Source organism: Mesorhizobium sp. P160219, assembly GCF_057786095.1.
Genome location: NZ_JBYNWG010000001.1, coordinates 6,424,272 through 6,438,360 on the forward strand (window position 1 = coordinate 6,424,272; position 14,089 = coordinate 6,438,360).

At 62.3% G+C, this 14,089-nt stretch carries 17 protein-coding genes; 5 read left to right on the forward strand and 12 right to left on the reverse strand.

Features of this window, described 5'->3' with window-relative positions; genetic code table 11:
- Positions 1-117 precede the first annotated feature (117 nt).
- The gene (locus AC3EMP_RS31090) at positions 118-738 is read left to right on the forward strand and encodes a hypothetical protein (RefSeq protein ID WP_352666718.1); all 621 of its coding nucleotides are present in this window, start codon (positions 118-120) and stop codon (positions 736-738) included.
- Between the two features lie 53 nt (positions 739-791).
- Here the strand turns inward: AC3EMP_RS31090 and AC3EMP_RS31095 are convergent, their stop codons facing one another.
- The 3 genes from AC3EMP_RS31095 to AC3EMP_RS31105 all read right to left on the reverse strand — a co-directional run bounded on the left by AC3EMP_RS31095 (position 792) and on the right by AC3EMP_RS31105 (position 4,120).
- Positions 792-1,940 carry an extracellular catalytic domain type 1 short-chain-length polyhydroxyalkanoate depolymerase gene (locus AC3EMP_RS31095; RefSeq protein ID WP_352711632.1) on the reverse strand — a complete coding sequence of 383 codons (1,149 nt, stop codon included), beginning with the start codon at positions 1,938-1,940 and terminating at the stop codon, positions 792-794.
- A gap of 208 nt (positions 1,941-2,148) precedes the next feature.
- Positions 2,149-3,135 carry an aldo/keto reductase gene (locus AC3EMP_RS31100; protein WP_023750122.1) on the reverse strand — a complete coding sequence of 329 codons (987 nt, stop codon included), beginning with the start codon at positions 3,133-3,135 and terminating at the stop codon, positions 2,149-2,151.
- A 244-nt stretch (positions 3,136-3,379) separates the two neighbouring features.
- On the reverse strand, positions 3,380-4,120 hold the full coding sequence (locus tag AC3EMP_RS31105) for a FadR/GntR family transcriptional regulator (protein ID WP_352711635.1): 741 nt from the start codon (positions 4,118-4,120) through the stop codon (positions 3,380-3,382).
- A gap of 122 nt (positions 4,121-4,242) precedes the next feature.
- Between AC3EMP_RS31105 and AC3EMP_RS31110 the strand changes: the two genes are divergently transcribed.
- Positions 4,243-5,148 carry an NAD(P)-dependent oxidoreductase gene (locus tag AC3EMP_RS31110; protein WP_352711637.1) on the forward strand — a complete coding sequence of 302 codons (906 nt, stop codon included), beginning with the start codon at positions 4,243-4,245 and terminating at the stop codon, positions 5,146-5,148.
- Between the two features lie 38 nt (positions 5,149-5,186).
- Here the strand turns inward: AC3EMP_RS31110 and AC3EMP_RS31115 are convergent, their stop codons facing one another.
- Both AC3EMP_RS31115 and AC3EMP_RS31120 read right to left on the reverse strand, forming a co-directional pair.
- Positions 5,187-5,396, reverse strand: a complete 210-nt coding sequence (locus tag AC3EMP_RS31115; RefSeq protein ID WP_352711639.1) for a hypothetical protein — start codon at positions 5,394-5,396, stop codon at positions 5,187-5,189.
- Between the two features lie 12 nt (positions 5,397-5,408).
- Positions 5,409-5,588 carry a hypothetical protein gene (locus AC3EMP_RS31120; RefSeq protein ID WP_352711642.1) on the reverse strand — a complete coding sequence of 60 codons (180 nt, stop codon included), beginning with the start codon at positions 5,586-5,588 and terminating at the stop codon, positions 5,409-5,411.
- A gap of 100 nt (positions 5,589-5,688) precedes the next feature.
- Here AC3EMP_RS31120 and AC3EMP_RS31125 point away from each other — a divergent pair, with 100 nt between their 5' ends.
- A complete protein-coding gene (locus AC3EMP_RS31125) occupies positions 5,689-6,000 on the forward strand; it encodes a hypothetical protein (RefSeq protein WP_352711644.1) in 312 nt (103 codons plus the stop codon).
- A gap of 23 nt (positions 6,001-6,023) precedes the next feature.
- Here AC3EMP_RS31125 and AC3EMP_RS31130 read toward each other — a convergent pair whose 3' ends face one another.
- From AC3EMP_RS31130 to AC3EMP_RS31145, 4 genes are all read right to left on the reverse strand, one after another.
- Positions 6,024-6,389 carry a hypothetical protein gene (locus AC3EMP_RS31130; protein ID WP_352711645.1) on the reverse strand — a complete coding sequence of 122 codons (366 nt, stop codon included), beginning with the start codon at positions 6,387-6,389 and terminating at the stop codon, positions 6,024-6,026.
- A complete protein-coding gene (locus AC3EMP_RS31135; RefSeq protein ID WP_352842746.1) occupies positions 6,382-6,648 on the reverse strand; it encodes a hypothetical protein in 267 nt (88 codons plus the stop codon). The genes AC3EMP_RS31130 and AC3EMP_RS31135 overlap by 8 nt, the downstream gene beginning before the upstream one ends.
- A gap of 114 nt (positions 6,649-6,762) precedes the next feature.
- Positions 6,763-7,473: an SOS response-associated peptidase gene (locus AC3EMP_RS31140; RefSeq protein WP_352711649.1), complete on the reverse strand. Its 711-nt coding sequence runs from the start codon at positions 7,471-7,473 to the stop codon at positions 6,763-6,765.
- Between the two features lie 420 nt (positions 7,474-7,893).
- Positions 7,894-8,430, reverse strand: coding sequence for a hypothetical protein (locus AC3EMP_RS31145; protein WP_352711650.1), 537 nt, complete (start codon positions 8,428-8,430; stop codon positions 7,894-7,896).
- Between the two features lie 598 nt (positions 8,431-9,028).
- Here AC3EMP_RS31145 and AC3EMP_RS31150 point away from each other — a divergent pair.
- Entirely contained in the window at positions 9,029-9,913 is an 885-nt protein-coding gene (locus AC3EMP_RS31150) for an AraC family transcriptional regulator (RefSeq protein WP_488494715.1), read from the forward strand.
- A 323-nt stretch (positions 9,914-10,236) separates the two neighbouring features.
- Here the strand turns inward: AC3EMP_RS31150 and AC3EMP_RS31155 are convergent, their stop codons facing one another.
- Both AC3EMP_RS31155 and AC3EMP_RS31160 read right to left on the reverse strand, forming a co-directional pair.
- Positions 10,237-11,034, reverse strand: a complete 798-nt coding sequence (locus AC3EMP_RS31155; protein WP_352711656.1) for a FadR/GntR family transcriptional regulator — start codon at positions 11,032-11,034, stop codon at positions 10,237-10,239.
- Positions 11,035-11,037: 3 nt separating this feature from the next.
- Positions 11,038-12,474, reverse strand: a complete 1,437-nt coding sequence (locus AC3EMP_RS31160; RefSeq protein ID WP_352534125.1) for an FAD-binding oxidoreductase — start codon at positions 12,472-12,474, stop codon at positions 11,038-11,040.
- Positions 12,475-12,631: 157 nt separating this feature from the next.
- On the opposite strand from AC3EMP_RS31160, the gene gloA reads away from it, so the two are divergent.
- Positions 12,632-13,042: a lactoylglutathione lyase gene (gene gloA / locus AC3EMP_RS31165; protein WP_019856614.1), complete on the forward strand. Its 411-nt coding sequence runs from the start codon at positions 12,632-12,634 to the stop codon at positions 13,040-13,042.
- A gap of 74 nt (positions 13,043-13,116) precedes the next feature.
- Here the strand turns inward: gloA and AC3EMP_RS31170 are convergent, their stop codons facing one another.
- On the reverse strand, positions 13,117-14,085 hold the full coding sequence (locus tag AC3EMP_RS31170) for an ABC transporter permease (RefSeq protein ID WP_023704158.1): 969 nt from the start codon (positions 14,083-14,085) through the stop codon (positions 13,117-13,119).
- Between the last annotated feature and the right edge of the window lie 4 nt (positions 14,086-14,089).

Genomic DNA, 14,089 nt, shown 5'->3' on the forward strand with positions numbered 1-14,089 from the left:
TCAAATTCGGCCATAAGGGGCGGGTTCTCATCGGACCTGCCCCTTTTCGCTGTTGCCTTGGCTTTACCGGCTCTTGCCGTGTTAGCATCGAACCAACGAAACCAGCCCCAGGAAGGCATGAGCCCGTCCCCGCAACTGATTGCCGAATGGCCGTTGTCGCCGTCAGCGACACTCGGGTCCGCCGTGCGCTCCAAGGGGATCGAACGTGAAGTCAGAGCCCGCCTGCCATGGGCAGTCAGGAAGCACGTCAAGGCCGAGACGGGGCGCATCGCATTGCGAATGTCGAAATCCGAAGCGGAAGCGTTCAAGGCCGCCTCTGCCAGTATCTCCAAAACACTGGAGGGAGTGGAGGCGCTGCCTGTGCTTCCACGCGAGGTCGAGGATATCCTTACGATCTCTTCGCGCGAGCGCCACAAATGGCTCAAGGACGGTCGGCTGCAAAGCACCGGCACACGCACCGTCAAGATGCGTGGGCGATCAAAGTCTGTCACCTTCCACGTTTTCGACCCGCGCCACATCGAGGACGTCCTGGACCGCGATCTGGCAACCGTGTGGAGAGAGCAGGATGTCCAGGAAGTCGCCGAGAACAGGCGGCGCGGCGCGGGCAAGGCCGCGCTGACGCGCGCGGGAAAGGGCACCGGCCAGGCGCGCACTGCGAGGAAGGCCCGGAACACGGACGGCCCGCCGCCCGGATTGAAGGGCTGGGATGCGTTCGAGGACGAAGGCCTGCTGCGATAATGATGCTGGCGCTTGCCCTTGTATTTTGGGCGTGTGCGGGGCGAGCCTCAGCCTCAGCGCATCAATCCCGCTGCCCGCAGCGCGTCCTCGATGACCTTGGCAATCCCGCCCGCCGGACCGCCTGGCGGATTGACAGGCTCCGGGGCCGGATCGACACGGACGGCTCGCGGTTTTTCCTTCGGCGAGAAAGGCTGCAATGCAGTGCCTGAAGCGGCCTCGGCTTTCGCCGTGCGTCGTACCTCTGGCTTCGTCAGCCCCCAGAAACGGGCGATGTGGCGCGTCGAGGAAATCCCGACATCCAACATGAACGGCCCTGCTTTGCCGAGAGCATTGTCGCCGCCCGCCTGCAATGGCGTGCCATGGCCCATGCCGGCAATGCTGTATGCCTCGACCACGTCGCGGCCTTTGCCATCGGACCAGACTTTGCGGCTCTGACCGTCGACCTTTTCCGTGCGTGTCGGCGCTTGAGCGAGGCCGTGCACGCCCTGCCATTGCGCCAGCACCGCGCCGGCATTGGAAGGCACCACGGTCGTGTCGGCCGAGCCCTGCCAGATCGAAATCCTCGGCCACGGCCCCTTGTGCGGCGAAGCCTCCCGCAACAGACGCTGCAGGTCGCTTCTGGACGGGCCGCCATGGCCACGCATGCGGTCGAAGGCTTCGGGGATGGTCGAGGCGCTGCCATAGGCAAGCCCGGCGATGATCGCGCCACCGGCAAACACGTCCGGGTAGGTCGCCAGCATCACCGCCGCCATGGCGCCGCCGGCGGAAAGGCCGGTGACGAAGATCCGCTTGCGGTCGAGACCGTGGGTGACCACCGCCGCCTCGATCATCTGGCGGATGGACAGCGCCTCGCCGCTGTCGCGGCTTATATCGCCCGGCACGAACCAGTTGAAGCAAAGATTGGCGTTGTTGGCGCGCTGCTGCTCGGGGAAAAGCACGGCAAAACCCTGCTCGTCGGCGAGTTCGGTCCAGCCGGAACCATGGTCGTAGCCGGCGGCAGTCTGGGTACAGCCATGCAGCACCACGACCAGCGCCGCCTGCTTCGGTAGGTTTTCAGGACGATAAAACCGCGCGCGCAAGGCGCCCGGATTGGACCCGAACCCTGTCATCTCGGACAGGTGGTCGTCCTTGCTCTGTCCTGTACCGGCTGGCCGGCCGCGTATCGCGCTCAGCCGGGCGATCGTATCGGATATGTCTCGCAAATCGGTATCCTTGCGCGCCGGAATGGGCAGACTCGTGCACACAACGCACACGCAGCAATATCGTTGCTGCACTGCACAATAACAATCGGCGCGGTCGATTAAATGACCGATGGATCATAGAATCCGCTGCACGGCTTGTGACGGACGAACGCAATTTGGCCCGGCTGGCCTCTGGTCAGTCAGCCGGTCGAGGGCGGCAGGCGCCGGGTTACCAGCGCTGATGCACGTAGGGCTTGATGTTCTCGTCGTAGACCGCCTTCACCTTGGCCATCAACTCGGAGGACAACGGCGCAAGCTCCGCCGCTTCCGCATTGGAAACCGCCTGCGCCGGATTGCGGGCGCCGGGAATGACAACCGTCACCGCGTCGAACATCAGGATCCAGCGCAGCGCGAATTTCGCCATCGTGGTCTCGCCTGACACCAGCGGCCGCACCTTCTCGACCGCCGCCAGCCCGACCTCATAGGGCACGCCCGAAAACGTCTCGCCGACATCGAAGGCTTCGCCATTCCTGTTGAACAGGCGATGATCGGTGGTCTCGAACTTGGTGTCCGCCCTGAACTTGCCGGACAACAGGCCGCTGGCCAGCGGCACGCGGGCGATGATGGCGACATCGTTCTTTTTCGCCTGGTCGAAGAACAGCTCGGCCGGGCGCTGGCGGAAGGCGTTGAAGATGATCTGCACGCTGACGACGCCGGGATATTGCATCGCCTTCAGCGCCTCTTCAACACGCTCGACGCTGACGCCGTAATTGCGGATCTTGCCCTGCTCCACCAAACGGTCGAGACGCTCGAACACCTCCGGGTGGTAGTAAAGATCGGTCGGCGGGCAATGCAGCTGCACCAGGTCGAGCGTGTCGGTCTCGAGGTATTTCAGGCTGCGGTCGATCCAGCCGTTGAGGTTCTCGACGCTGTAGCCTTCGACGGTCTGCTTCGGCAGCCGCCGTCCGGCCTTTGTGGCGATGAACGGGCGCGCGCCGCCACGTTCCTTCATCACCCGTGCGATCAGTTTTTCCGAACGGCCGTCGCCATAGACGTCGGCCGTGTCGAGGAAGCTGACGCCCGCATCGAGCGCGGCATGCAGGGCTGCGACCGCATCGTTGTCATTGACCTCGCCCCAGGCGGCGCCGATCGCCCAAGCGCCGAAGCCGATCTCGCTGACTGATCTGCCGGTACGGCCAAATTTCCGTGAATGCATCTCGCTGTTCCTGACTGCGGCTTCGCCGGCAATGCCGGCTCCATGATTGCGATTCTTCGGGGAGCCTCATATCGCGTGGCAACGCGATTGACATCCCTCTTCCTGGGATTTACCAGATTACAGGGTTGTATGACAACCAGGCAAGATTGCAACAATTTGGAGCCGGGAGGAACATGTCGCTGATGCGCGAACTTTATCTCGGCGGGCTCGCCGGATGAGCAGTCCGTCAACCGTGGTTGGCTCCCTAATCGTGAACAGCCTTGTCGCGCAGATCCTCGAAGCGGGCATAACTTTTGGTCAGATGGCTGCGCATGGCGCGCCGCGCGGCATTGACGTCCCTGGCTCCGATGGCCCCGAGAATGGCGCGGTGCTCGCGCTGCATGCGGTCGAGATATTTTTCCCGCTCGGCCTCCGTCATCCGGTCGAGCCGCGTCCAATGGCGCGGGATCATGGCGCTGCCGAACGTGTCGAACAGCCGGGTGAAATTCGCATTCTGCGTCGCGGCGAGAATGGCGCGGTGGAAACCAAAATCCTCTTCCGAGCCGGAGCCGCCGGCGCGCACCGCCGCCTCCAGCGCGTCGAGCCGCGCGCTCATCTGTTGAAGCGCCGCCTCGCTGCGCCGTTGGGCAGCGAGGCCGGTCGCTTCGACCTCGATGCCCATGCGCAGTTCCAGCACGCGCAGCACCTCGTCGATCGATTCGAGATCGTCGGGCAGGACCGAAAACGTCTTCGGCAGCGGATCCTTGGCGACGAAGGCGCCGAGGCCCTGGCGCGTGGTGATCAGCCCCCGCTCGCGCAGCGCCGCCAGCGCCTCGCGCACCACGGTGCGGCTGACGCCTGTGGCAGCAACAATCTCCTGCTCGGTCGGCAGCCGCTGGCCCGGCGCAAGGTCACCGGATTCGATCTGCGCAATCAGCGTGTTGACCAGACCCGTCCGCAGGTTGGGCGCCTGCGGTATGGCGTCGAAAGTCATGGGCTCCGCCATCGGTGGCACTCCGGTTCGATTCTTGTTCGAAGGCCGAATCTTATTCAAAGAATTGCATCGACAGGTGCCCGCCGCAAGGTGACGAAAATTCGGCCCGTTGGCACGGGCGATAGGAGGATTGCATGAAAGAACGCATCGGCTTCATCGGCCTGGGCAGCATGGGCGCCGGCATGGCCGACAATCTGCTGCGCAAAGGCTGGCCGCTGACGGTGCATGTCCACCGCAGCCGCACCGCCGCAGACCGGCTGATCGCCGCCGACGCCACCGAAGCGCCAAGCCCGCGCGAACTCGCCGCTGCCTGCGACATCGTCATCCTGTGCGTCACCGGTTCGCGCGAGGTCGAAGCGCTGGTCAAGGGCGCGGACGGGCTTGCTGCGGCCAAGACGCCGCTGCTGATCATCGACTGCTCGACCTCCAACCCGTCATCGACGACAGCGCTTGCCGCCGACCTCGCGGAGCAAGACATAACGCTGATCGACGCGCCGCTGGCGCGCACGCCCAAGGAAGCCACCGAGGGCAAGCTCGACGTCATGGTCGGCGGTGCGGCCGAGATCGTCGCCCGCGCACGGCCGGTGCTGGAAGCCTTCGCTGCGCGTATCGTCCACACCGGCCCGACCGGCAGCGGCCACACCATGAAGCTGCTCAACAATTTCGTCTCGATGGGCTATTCCGCGATCTATTCGGAAGCGCTGAGCCTCGGCGCCAAGGCCGGGCTGACGCCCCAGGTCTTCAACAGCGTCATTTCCGGCAGCCGCATGGATTGCGGCTTCTACCAGGCCTTCTTCGACTTCGTCCTCAACCGCAACGAAAACGCCCAGCGCTTCGCCATCGCCAATGCGCTGAAGGACATGACCTACCTCGCCTCCTTCGCCCAGGCCGCCGGCATCGCCAACCCGATCGGCGCCGCCGTGCGCAACGGGTTCGCTACGGCCGTCACAACAGGCCATGGCGAAAAATTCGTGCCGGCGCTGTCGGATATTGTTGCGGGGCTGAATGGGGTGTCGCTGGTGGAGCCGGCGGCGGAATAACGCGGACCGAAGCAACTACCGCAGCCCATCACAAGCGATTACCCCAGCACTGGTGGAGTAGGATCGTAGCCGATTGAAACCACTCCCGGATGCCGGTGGGCTATGGCGAGTATCTGGGTCTCAAGCTCGCAGTTATAGACCATGAGCGCCTTCACGGTCTCAAGCGGACTGTCGTAACGCGCGATGAGCTTCACGGCTTCTGAATGCAACTCGGCTTTCGCTTCCTCGTCAAACTGCATCATACCCATTGCCGTTCCCTCCTAACGTGCCGCGCGGCGAGGTGCGGTGAGTGCATCAAGTCGTTCCTGAAGATGTCCGTTGAGCACGATCATTTCCTTCAGCGCCTTCATCACATCACCATTATGGACGGCGATGAAATCCTCGGCGTGAGCCTGGAGGGCGGCTTCCTGCCGACTGTTCAGTGTCACAATGCGGTCCATAGCGAGTACTCCAGGTGCTGTATGGCCACAGTGAACAAAAAGGGAACAAAAATGTCAATGACGAATTGAATCAGCGAGGAACTCATTCCTATTTTCTAATATGCCCGAGCAGCCCAGAAAACCCCGCAGCCTTGTCCAAACGCTGAGCAAAGCGCATGAGGTCGGTCAGCTGATCCGCGTCCGCTGCTTCAACTGCAACGTCACCCGCCACTATCTGCCCGGCGATCTTGTCAAGCTGGTTGGAGACATTCCGTTCTGGGACGTTGACCGCCACATGCGTTGCGAGCGGTGCAAGCGGCGCGAACTTGACGTCGACATCCTGCTGCCAAGCGCATCGGAGAGCATGAAGATACGCGTGAGGCGGCTTGTCGAAATCAGGATGGTGCGGCGGGTGATTTGGCGGGATGACTAATAGGAGTTGCGGCTCAGGATCGATCAGGAGGCAATTGCATCCACGCGGCGCTTTGTTATTTCAACTTCGACCAAAGTGAGCGCCTCTAGATTCTGTTTGGCTCGGGACAGCAAATCTGGGCTTGTTGATGGATCCGCCATCAATGCATGCAACATCTTTCCAGCTTTTTTCCTCTGGGATCGGATTCGCCAATCGGCGACCCGCGCCCCGACTTCCTCCGTCACCACATGCCAAGAGCTGCTAATCGCAATCGTTATAGCCGGCGAAAGTATAAGAAGAAATGATTTAAATAATCCATCAGGAAATAAAAGAACTAATCCTGAGAAGCCTGTTCCAGCAGACAATCCTGCAGCGCTAGATGCACCTACTTTTTTAGAATCTTCAGCCATTGTTGCCGCCAATCCTATCAACAATGCCTGATTCTTCCTCCCTTTTCCGAACAGCATCTCCCAGCATGTCTATAATACGCTCCGCCTCTGCGGCCGATAAGCTCTTAGGGTCGAAAGTTAGGGTGCCAGCGATAGTAGAATCTAATAATTTTAACGTCACATTCTTCTTAGCTTTTGCAGAAATGAACGCGGATATTGCAGATGCGATTAGGCCGGAGAGTCCGGCAAAAATAGCTACGGAAGCTAGAATTTCGTCCATGATAATTTGCCGCTATCGGAAATGACAACAACCCTTACATACTGAAAGCCGAAATCGATTACAATTGCGCATGAGCGAGCTCTGAAATTTTAGCATTAGCAGTCACCCAAGGACCTATAGAAGTGGCAGTTGCCCACGTTGGTCAACTCCGCGCAAAAACTTGATCTGCGTGGCCGGCTTCTCGACAATCACAAGCACATCGTCAGGAGCAGGGCGCTGTAGCCGCTTAGCCACCGACCATGGCGCGGTCAGCCACGTCTCCGTCTCTTCTTTCGTGCTCAATATAACCGGCATGGCCTTCTCGTGGATTGGCTTAACTAAGGCATTCGGTGCCGTCGTCATGAAGCCGTAGAGTTCGAAGTCGCCGGGGCCGTCCTTGACCTTGCGCACCCCATGCCAAGGCGTCCAGAGGCCGGCGAAGAAGAATAGCGGGCGGCCCTCATTGAGCGCGAACCAATAGTTCCGCTGGACGCCTGTCTCAGGGTCTTTGTCGCCGGGCGTTGGGCTGGGCTCCGCGAAACTCGTCACCGGCACCACACAGCGGTTCTCGACGCCGACATATTGTTGCCAGTGGCCATATTGCGGGTTACGAATGTTGGTGGTGCCATAGTCCGCCTTGCCCTTCACCCGCTCGGCCGGCGTCGGCATTCCCCAGAGCAACTTCGCGACTTCACGCTGCCCGTCCGAGGCATTGCGGACCACAGGGCCAGGCATGTTGGGATAGATATCAACCGAGGGCTCAAGGTTGCCCAGAATATCCCGCAAAGTCCGAGTCCACTGGCGGATGGCCTCTTGCGATGTGGTGAGATTGTAGAGATTGCACATCGCCACACTCTGCCGTGAGAGCGCACCGGCGACTAGCCGAAAAATTCAGACGGAAGGTTCACCAACACCACAGTCACCGCCGGCCATGGCGAGAAGTTGTGCCGATCCTCTAGGATATCATTGCCGGCCCCGACTAGCGTCTCACCGGCGATTTTGAGGAGGGTCGCCGCGGGCTAACTGGCTGCGGCATTGGAAACACCAGGCATTGCCTTGGTGAAAAATGAAAATAACCGGACCAGCCAAGGAGGCCGGCCCAGTTTGACGAATCTAGCAGATTCTGCTAGAAAAATTGGTGGACCGACGGGGAGTCGGACCCCGCGCTGCTCAGTGCAAACCCGAGAGCGGAACCACTTCCCGGCCCCAGCGGGCGACCAAGGCGCTGCGAACGCCCCAGTCACCCAACAGGGTCAACTTATGTTGTTATGTTCCACCTCCCGGTCGGGCTTCACCGCCTTGCGCACCGGTTTCTGATAGACCCGCTGACTGTTCCCCTCCCGGAGAAAGCAAGTCAGCGGGTTTCTCTTTTCCTGGCAGAGAGTAGAAAGGCCCCTCGCTCGATTTGACGAGTTGTTCCCGTTTTCGCATACGCCAACAAATCGAGCTAACGGCCTCACTCCGAATTTGCCTGCCAAGAAACTTCTTTTCGATCAGTCTCGCGATTTCCTTCGGCTCAATCCCTTCGAAGTGGCTGGCCATGTCCTGCTCGTCATGCAGCACGGACAGGATCATTTCCGGGACCGTGAGTTTTTTCGTGAGGAAGCCGTGGACATTCGCCGCCGCCAATTGGTTTGCCTCGCCCGCCGCAGGCCTCTCTGCACCGGAAAGGCGCGCGAAAACGCGCTCAGCGGTGTCGAGCTCGACTAGCTCTTTTTCGTATACTGAAAGGTCGGATTTCAGCTGCGCCATGCGCTGCTCGATCTCTCGGCGGCGAAGGGAGATGAGGTTGATCGTGTCCATGCTGGCAGTAACTAAACCGATTCTCTCCCACTCACAAGAGAATTGTAAATGGGGATGGGATTGGTTTGTTTTTACTTTGTTCTCAAATCATGCCAAACGACTTTGCAGAGACCGTGTGCGGCCTGCCAGTCAATTTCCCGGAAACCGTTGGAAAACCCGTATTGGTTGTGGATAACAGGTATAGAGCCGGTTCCTCGTGAAGAGGCTAGCCACTTCCTCACAGGCAGTCTGTGATGGAATCCTAGTGAAGCTGCAACCTAATACAGGAGACTCGCGTTTCCTTGCCTCTGAAATGGGTTCGAAGGACTGCGAGACCCGTGGCTAACTGCGCCAAGGTGGCTCGCCAAGGGATAGGGCCGGCCCGTGACTTAACCCCCTTCCCACAGCCGCCCGTGCACAGCCTTCGCAATCTCGAATACCGCAATGGAGATGCCAACTCCTGCACTGACCATGCCGCCTCCACAGCATCACTCGCCGCAGGCGTGCGCCTAGCCTCCGCTGGCAAACACCGGTCCATCCATGTCAAACCGCAAGATCGGTCGAGCGCGACATATCAGGCGGCGCCTATCTGGTGTCGCCACGCAGGACGAGACGTTTGATGACGCCACTTGAAAACTACCATGCCCGAATGCAGCGGGTGCTGGACCATATAGACCAGCATCTGGACGGCGATCTGGGCCTGGAAGCGTTGAGCGGCGTTGCGGCGTTCTCGAAATTCCATTTCCACCGGCAGTTCACGTCCACCTTCGGGCTGTCCGTGCATCGCTATGTCCAGCTTGCCCGCCTGAAGCGCGCTTCGTACCGGCTTGCCGAGAGCGACGCCCAAAGCGTCACCGACATAGCGATGGATGCCGGTTACGACGCACCGGATGCCTTCGCCCGCGCCTTTCAGCAACGGTTCGGACAATCGCCTTCGTCGTTCCGGAAGTCTCCCGACTGGGGTGCGTGGCTCATGGCCTTCGGGCCGCTCGACAAAGCAAGGACCACGCTCATGCAGATAATCTTCGAACCCGCCGACGTGATGATCCGCGATGTGCCGCCGACGCCGGTGGCGATCATGGAGCATCGCGGCGACCGGGCGACGCTCCAGGACACCATCCAGCGCTTCATCGCCTGGCGCAAGGCGGCCGGCCTCTCGCCCGAGACAAGCCCGACCTTCAACATCTTCCGTTCCGAAAGGGAGCCGGCGAACCCGGCCGATTACAGCATGGATATTTGTGCCGGAACCGACCTGCCGGTAGAAGGCGGGCGGATCGAGGACGCGCAGATGAAGGCCGGCGTGATCCCCGCCGGACGCTGCGCGGTGCTGCGCTATCCCGGCAACACCAACAATCTCGAGCCGGCAGCGCTTTACCTGTACCGCGAATGGCTTCCGGCCAGCGGCGAGGAGGCGCGCGACTTTCCGATCTATTGCCAACGGCACTTTTCGTCGAACGGACCGGTGCGTGAGGTGGTGCTTGAGCTGTTTCTGCCGCTGAAATAGCGCGGTGGGGTGGCGGCCTATCTCCGGCCCTGAGCTGGTTGAGCCGACGACCGTGTGAAATCTGATATGGCGCTCCCCCACTCCGTCTCGGCTTCGCCGAGCCACCTCTACCCCCACATTCGTGGGGGAGAGGAAACCCAAGCTTTTGAAGGGCTGCGATGTCGGAGATTGGCATTTCCTCATCCCCCATGAAATGGGGGGTCCGAAGGACGGGCGAGACCCGTGGCTCGCCCCGGCAAGGTGGCTCGGCGAAGCCGAGACGGAGTGGGGGTCAGCGCCGACATAGGCGATTGGCCCAGCGCGCTGATAGGCAAGCCTATCGGCTAAGCCTGCCCGCGCACAGCCTTTCGCAACCGCGAATGCCGCACCGGCGATGCCACCTCCGGCGCCGGCGCTGCCTCCACAGCCGCCTCGCCCTCATGCAACCCCACCCGCAGCGCGGCACCAGCCAGATGGTCGCGCATGGCCGCTTGCGCTCCTTCGGCGTCACCGGCACGGATCGCTCTCAGGATGCGCTCGTGCTCGCCCAGCGTGATGCGGGCCATGTCGTCGGATTTCTGCTGGTTGCCGGCGGCCAGAATGCTTTCGCGCACCCGTTCGGAGACGAAGACCAGGAATTGGCCCATGTAGCTGTTGCGCGTCGCCTCGGCGACGGTGCGGTGGAATTCGAGGTCGCTGCGCAGCCAGGCGACGCTGCCATACGGCGCGGCGCGCATGCCGGACAGCGCATCGCCCATGGCTTTGAGATCGGCGTCGCTGCGCCGCTTGGCGGCAAGGGCCGCCGCCTGCACTTCGAGGATGCCGCGCAGTTCGAAGAGGTTGCGGAACGAATCGGCGCGCTGCAGCGTCTCATGGTCGATGGTCAGCACCGTCGGGTTGGTGGTCTCGACGACGAAAGCGCCGCGTCCCTGCTGCGACCAGATGCGGCCTTCCGAGCGCAGCCGCGCGATCGCCTCGCGCACGACGTTGCGGCTGACCCCGAAAGTGGTTGCCAGCGCCGCCTCGGTCGGCAGCTGGTCACCCGGCTTCAGCCGGCCTTGCGCGATCTCGCGCGAGATGGAACTGGCCACCAGAGTGGAGAGGTGTGGGCCGCGATTGACCTTGTCGAGTTTCAGCGTCATCGCTCACCTATAGTCGACGGCGGGTGCGGACGCCAGAATGCGGCCGTTGCTGAGAATGTGGCGCGGGTCGAATGCGTCCTTGATGCCGGCGGCGAGGTCGAGCGTCACCGGATCGATGCGTTCGAGGAACGCCTTCTGCTTGACCCGGCCGATGCCGTGCTCGGCGCTGATCGAGCCGCCATAGCGATCGACGACGGTGAAGATCTCGGCTTCCGCCTGCTCGAACAGATGTTCCATCGCCTCGGTGCCCATGCCTTCCGGCGGCACGACGTTGAGGTGGATGTTGCCGTCGCCGACATGGCCGTAGGTGACGGCCAGCGCGTCGGGCCGGGCTTTCTCCAAGGCGGCCAGCGCATCGGTGACGAAATCGGCAAGCCTGGAGATCGGCACCGACACATCGGTGCGCAGGTAGCGCCCGCCCCTGCCCTGCCGCTCGACCATGATCTCGCGGTAGAGCCACAACCGCTCACCTTGAGCCCTGGTCGAAGCGATGACGCCGTCCTCGACGATGTCCTCGACGCTGCCGAGAAACCCCAGCAGCATATTGGAGAGGTCGATCAGCCCTCCCGACGACACCTCGATCAGCACATAGACGGGATAGGGCTGGCTGAGCGGATCGGGAAAATCCTGGCCGCCGCGCATGGTGATCTCGATGCCGCCGCGCAGGATCAGTTCGAAGGCGGTGAGCAAATCGCTGCAATCGCGCCGCGCCCTTGCATAGAGTGCCATCGCGTCCTCGACGGAGCGCAGGCCAACCAGCGCGGTTTCGATCTGCGTCGGCTTGGGGAATAGTTTCAGCGCCGCCGCGGTGACGATGCCGAGCGTGCCCTCCGAGCCGATGAAGATCTGCTTCAGATCATAGCCGCGATTGTCCTTGCGCAGCACTTTCAGCCCGTTCCAGACGCGGCCGTCGGCCAGCACCACTTCGAGGCCAAGCACCAGGTCGCGCGTCATCCCGTAGCGCAGCACGTTGAAGCCGCCGGCATTGGTGGCGACATTGCCGCCGATACGGCAGCTGCCCTGCGCGCCGAACGTGATCGGCAGCAGGCAGTCGCTCGCTTCGGCGGCGCGCTTGGCGTCCTCGAGGATGCAGCCGGCCTCGACCACCATGGCAAAGTCGATCGGGCTGATCGAGCGAATCCTGGTCATCCGCTCCAGCGAGATGACGACCTCGCCGCCATCCGCCGCCACCGCAGCACCCACAAGGCCGGTCAACCCGCCTTGCGGCACCACCGGGATGCGCTCGGCATGGCAGAACCGCATCAGCGCCGACATTTCATCCACCGAGGAGGGCCGCGCCACCGCCAGCGGCCGGCCGAAATGGTCGCCCGACCAATCGCGGCTGAAGCGCGCCAGATCCGCTTCATCGGTCAGCAGCCCGCCATTCGGCAGCACGCCGGCCAGGGCTGCGATCTGCGATGCGGAGGGCGCGGCATTCATGGATTGGCTCTGGGCCCCTAGGCAAAACGGCTGGACAAATACCGGTGTTGTCGTGTTATCATACAACCCTGATTGAGAACATCAAGCAAGGCTTGCCGCCAAGCGCTCGATGTGGATGGTCAGACCCGCAAATCACAGAATTCGGAGGACTCCCCCAATGAGCGACGCCCCGGGCTTTCGCTATATGCACACCATGATCAGGGTGCTCGACCTCGACAAGTCGATCGCCTTTTACACCGAGGTGCTCGGCATGACCCTGCTGCGCCGCGACGACTACCCCGGCGGCAAGTTCACCAACGCCTTTGTCGGCTATGGCCCCGAGGACAAGGAAGCCGTCGTCGAGCTGACGCTGAACTGGGGCCGCGAGGAGCCCTACGAGATCGGCACCGGCTTCGGCCATCTGGCGCTCGGCGTCAACGACATCTACGCCGTCTGCGCCGAACTGGAAAAGCGCGGCGCCAAAATCCCGCGCAAGCCCGGCCCGATGCAGCACGGCACCACCCACATCGCTTTCGTCGAAGACCCCGACGGCTACAAGATCGAGCTGATCGGCCTCGACACGATGTGATCCGATCGGGCCGGACCGCATCGGCCTCGCGCCGATGCGGTCCCGTCCTGTCCGCGCTTGCCTGGGAGGCGGGATCACTTGATGACCGCGATCTTGCTGCGGTCGATGGTGATGGCGACGGCGGCAATGAGCACCGCGCCGAACACCATGTTTTCCAGGAAAATATTGACGCCGACGAAGGTCATGCCGATGCGCACGATCGAGATGATCAGCGCGCCGACCGCCGTGCGGGCAACGCCGCCGAGCCCGCCGGTGATCGCCGTGCCGCCGACGATGACGGCGGCGATGGCCGGCAGCAGCAGCTGGTTGGCCAGCACCGGCGAACCGCTCGACAGCCTGGCTGCCAGCACGATGCCGGCGATGGCCGCGAGCATACCCGACGCGGCAAAGGCGATGATCTTGGTGCGGTCGACATTGATGCCCGCGGCCCACGCCGCCGGTTCGCCGGCGCCGACCGCGATCGCTTGCCGGCCGAAGCGTGTGTAGCGCAGCGCCAGAAAGGCGGCGATGCCGATGACCGCCGAAATCAGCACCACCACCGGAATGCCGATGATGGTGGCGTTGATCCACGCCGTGTTTTCTCGGCCACCTTCCTCGATGGTGATGGCGCGGCCATTGGAGACCCAGAGCGCCAGGCCGGTGACCACGCCGCCGGTGGCGAGTGTCGCGACGAAGGACGGCACGCGCAGCTTGACATGGACGACACCGCTCAACACGCCGAAGGCGAGCCCCGACAGGATCGCCACCGGAAAGGCGGCAAGGCCGAGCGAAGGCAGCAATTGCGCCAGGATGACGCTGGCCAGCGATGCCACCGCCTGGATCGACAAATCGATGCCGCCAAGCAGGATGGCGAAGGTGACGCCGGTCGCCAGGATGAACAGCACGGCAGTGTTGGCAAACAAAAGCGCCACGGTTTCGCCGGTGAGGAAGCCGGGCGCGGCGATCTCAATGATCAAAAGCAGGCCGACAAGCAGGATCAGCGGAATGGCGCCTTGCGTCCACTTGCCCTCGAAAACCTGCCTGATGGAGAACGCCTCATTCATCGGT

Excerpts from the sequence above, each read along its gene's own strand:
- AC3EMP_RS31090 (WP_352666718.1), top strand. The coding sequence starts at position 118 with ATGAGCCCGTCCCCGCAACTGATTGCCGAATGGCCGTTGTCGCCGTCA.
- AC3EMP_RS31100 (WP_023750122.1), bottom strand. The coding sequence starts at position 3,135 with ATGCATTCACGGAAATTTGGCCGTACCGGCAGATCAGTCAGCGAGATC.
- AC3EMP_RS31105 (WP_352711635.1), bottom strand. The coding sequence starts at position 4,120 with ATGGCGGAGCCCATGACTTTCGACGCCATACCGCAGGCGCCCAACCTG.
- AC3EMP_RS31110 (WP_352711637.1), top strand. The coding sequence starts at position 4,243 with ATGAAAGAACGCATCGGCTTCATCGGCCTGGGCAGCATGGGCGCCGGC.
- AC3EMP_RS31115 (WP_352711639.1), bottom strand. The coding sequence starts at position 5,396 with ATGGGTATGATGCAGTTTGACGAGGAAGCGAAAGCCGAGTTGCATTCA.
- AC3EMP_RS31120 (WP_352711642.1), bottom strand. The coding sequence starts at position 5,588 with ATGGACCGCATTGTGACACTGAACAGTCGGCAGGAAGCCGCCCTCCAG.
- AC3EMP_RS31125 (WP_352711644.1), top strand. The coding sequence starts at position 5,689 with ATGCCCGAGCAGCCCAGAAAACCCCGCAGCCTTGTCCAAACGCTGAGC.
- AC3EMP_RS31130 (WP_352711645.1), bottom strand. The coding sequence starts at position 6,389 with ATGGCTGAAGATTCTAAAAAAGTAGGTGCATCTAGCGCTGCAGGATTG.
- AC3EMP_RS31135 (WP_352842746.1), bottom strand. The coding sequence starts at position 6,648 with ATGGACGAAATTCTAGCTTCCGTAGCTATTTTTGCCGGACTCTCCGGC.
- AC3EMP_RS31140 (WP_352711649.1), bottom strand. The coding sequence starts at position 7,473 with ATGTGCAATCTCTACAATCTCACCACATCGCAAGAGGCCATCCGCCAG.
- AC3EMP_RS31145 (WP_352711650.1), bottom strand. The coding sequence starts at position 8,430 with ATGGACACGATCAACCTCATCTCCCTTCGCCGCCGAGAGATCGAGCAG.
- AC3EMP_RS31150 (WP_488494715.1), top strand. The coding sequence starts at position 9,029 with ATGACGCCACTTGAAAACTACCATGCCCGAATGCAGCGGGTGCTGGAC.
- AC3EMP_RS31155 (WP_352711656.1), bottom strand. The coding sequence starts at position 11,034 with ATGACGCTGAAACTCGACAAGGTCAATCGCGGCCCACACCTCTCCACT.
- AC3EMP_RS31160 (WP_352534125.1), bottom strand. The coding sequence starts at position 12,474 with ATGAATGCCGCGCCCTCCGCATCGCAGATCGCAGCCCTGGCCGGCGTG.
- gloA (WP_019856614.1), top strand. The coding sequence starts at position 12,632 with ATGAGCGACGCCCCGGGCTTTCGCTATATGCACACCATGATCAGGGTG.
- AC3EMP_RS31170 (WP_023704158.1), bottom strand. The coding sequence starts at position 14,085 with ATGAATGAGGCGTTCTCCATCAGGCAGGTTTTCGAGGGCAAGTGGACG.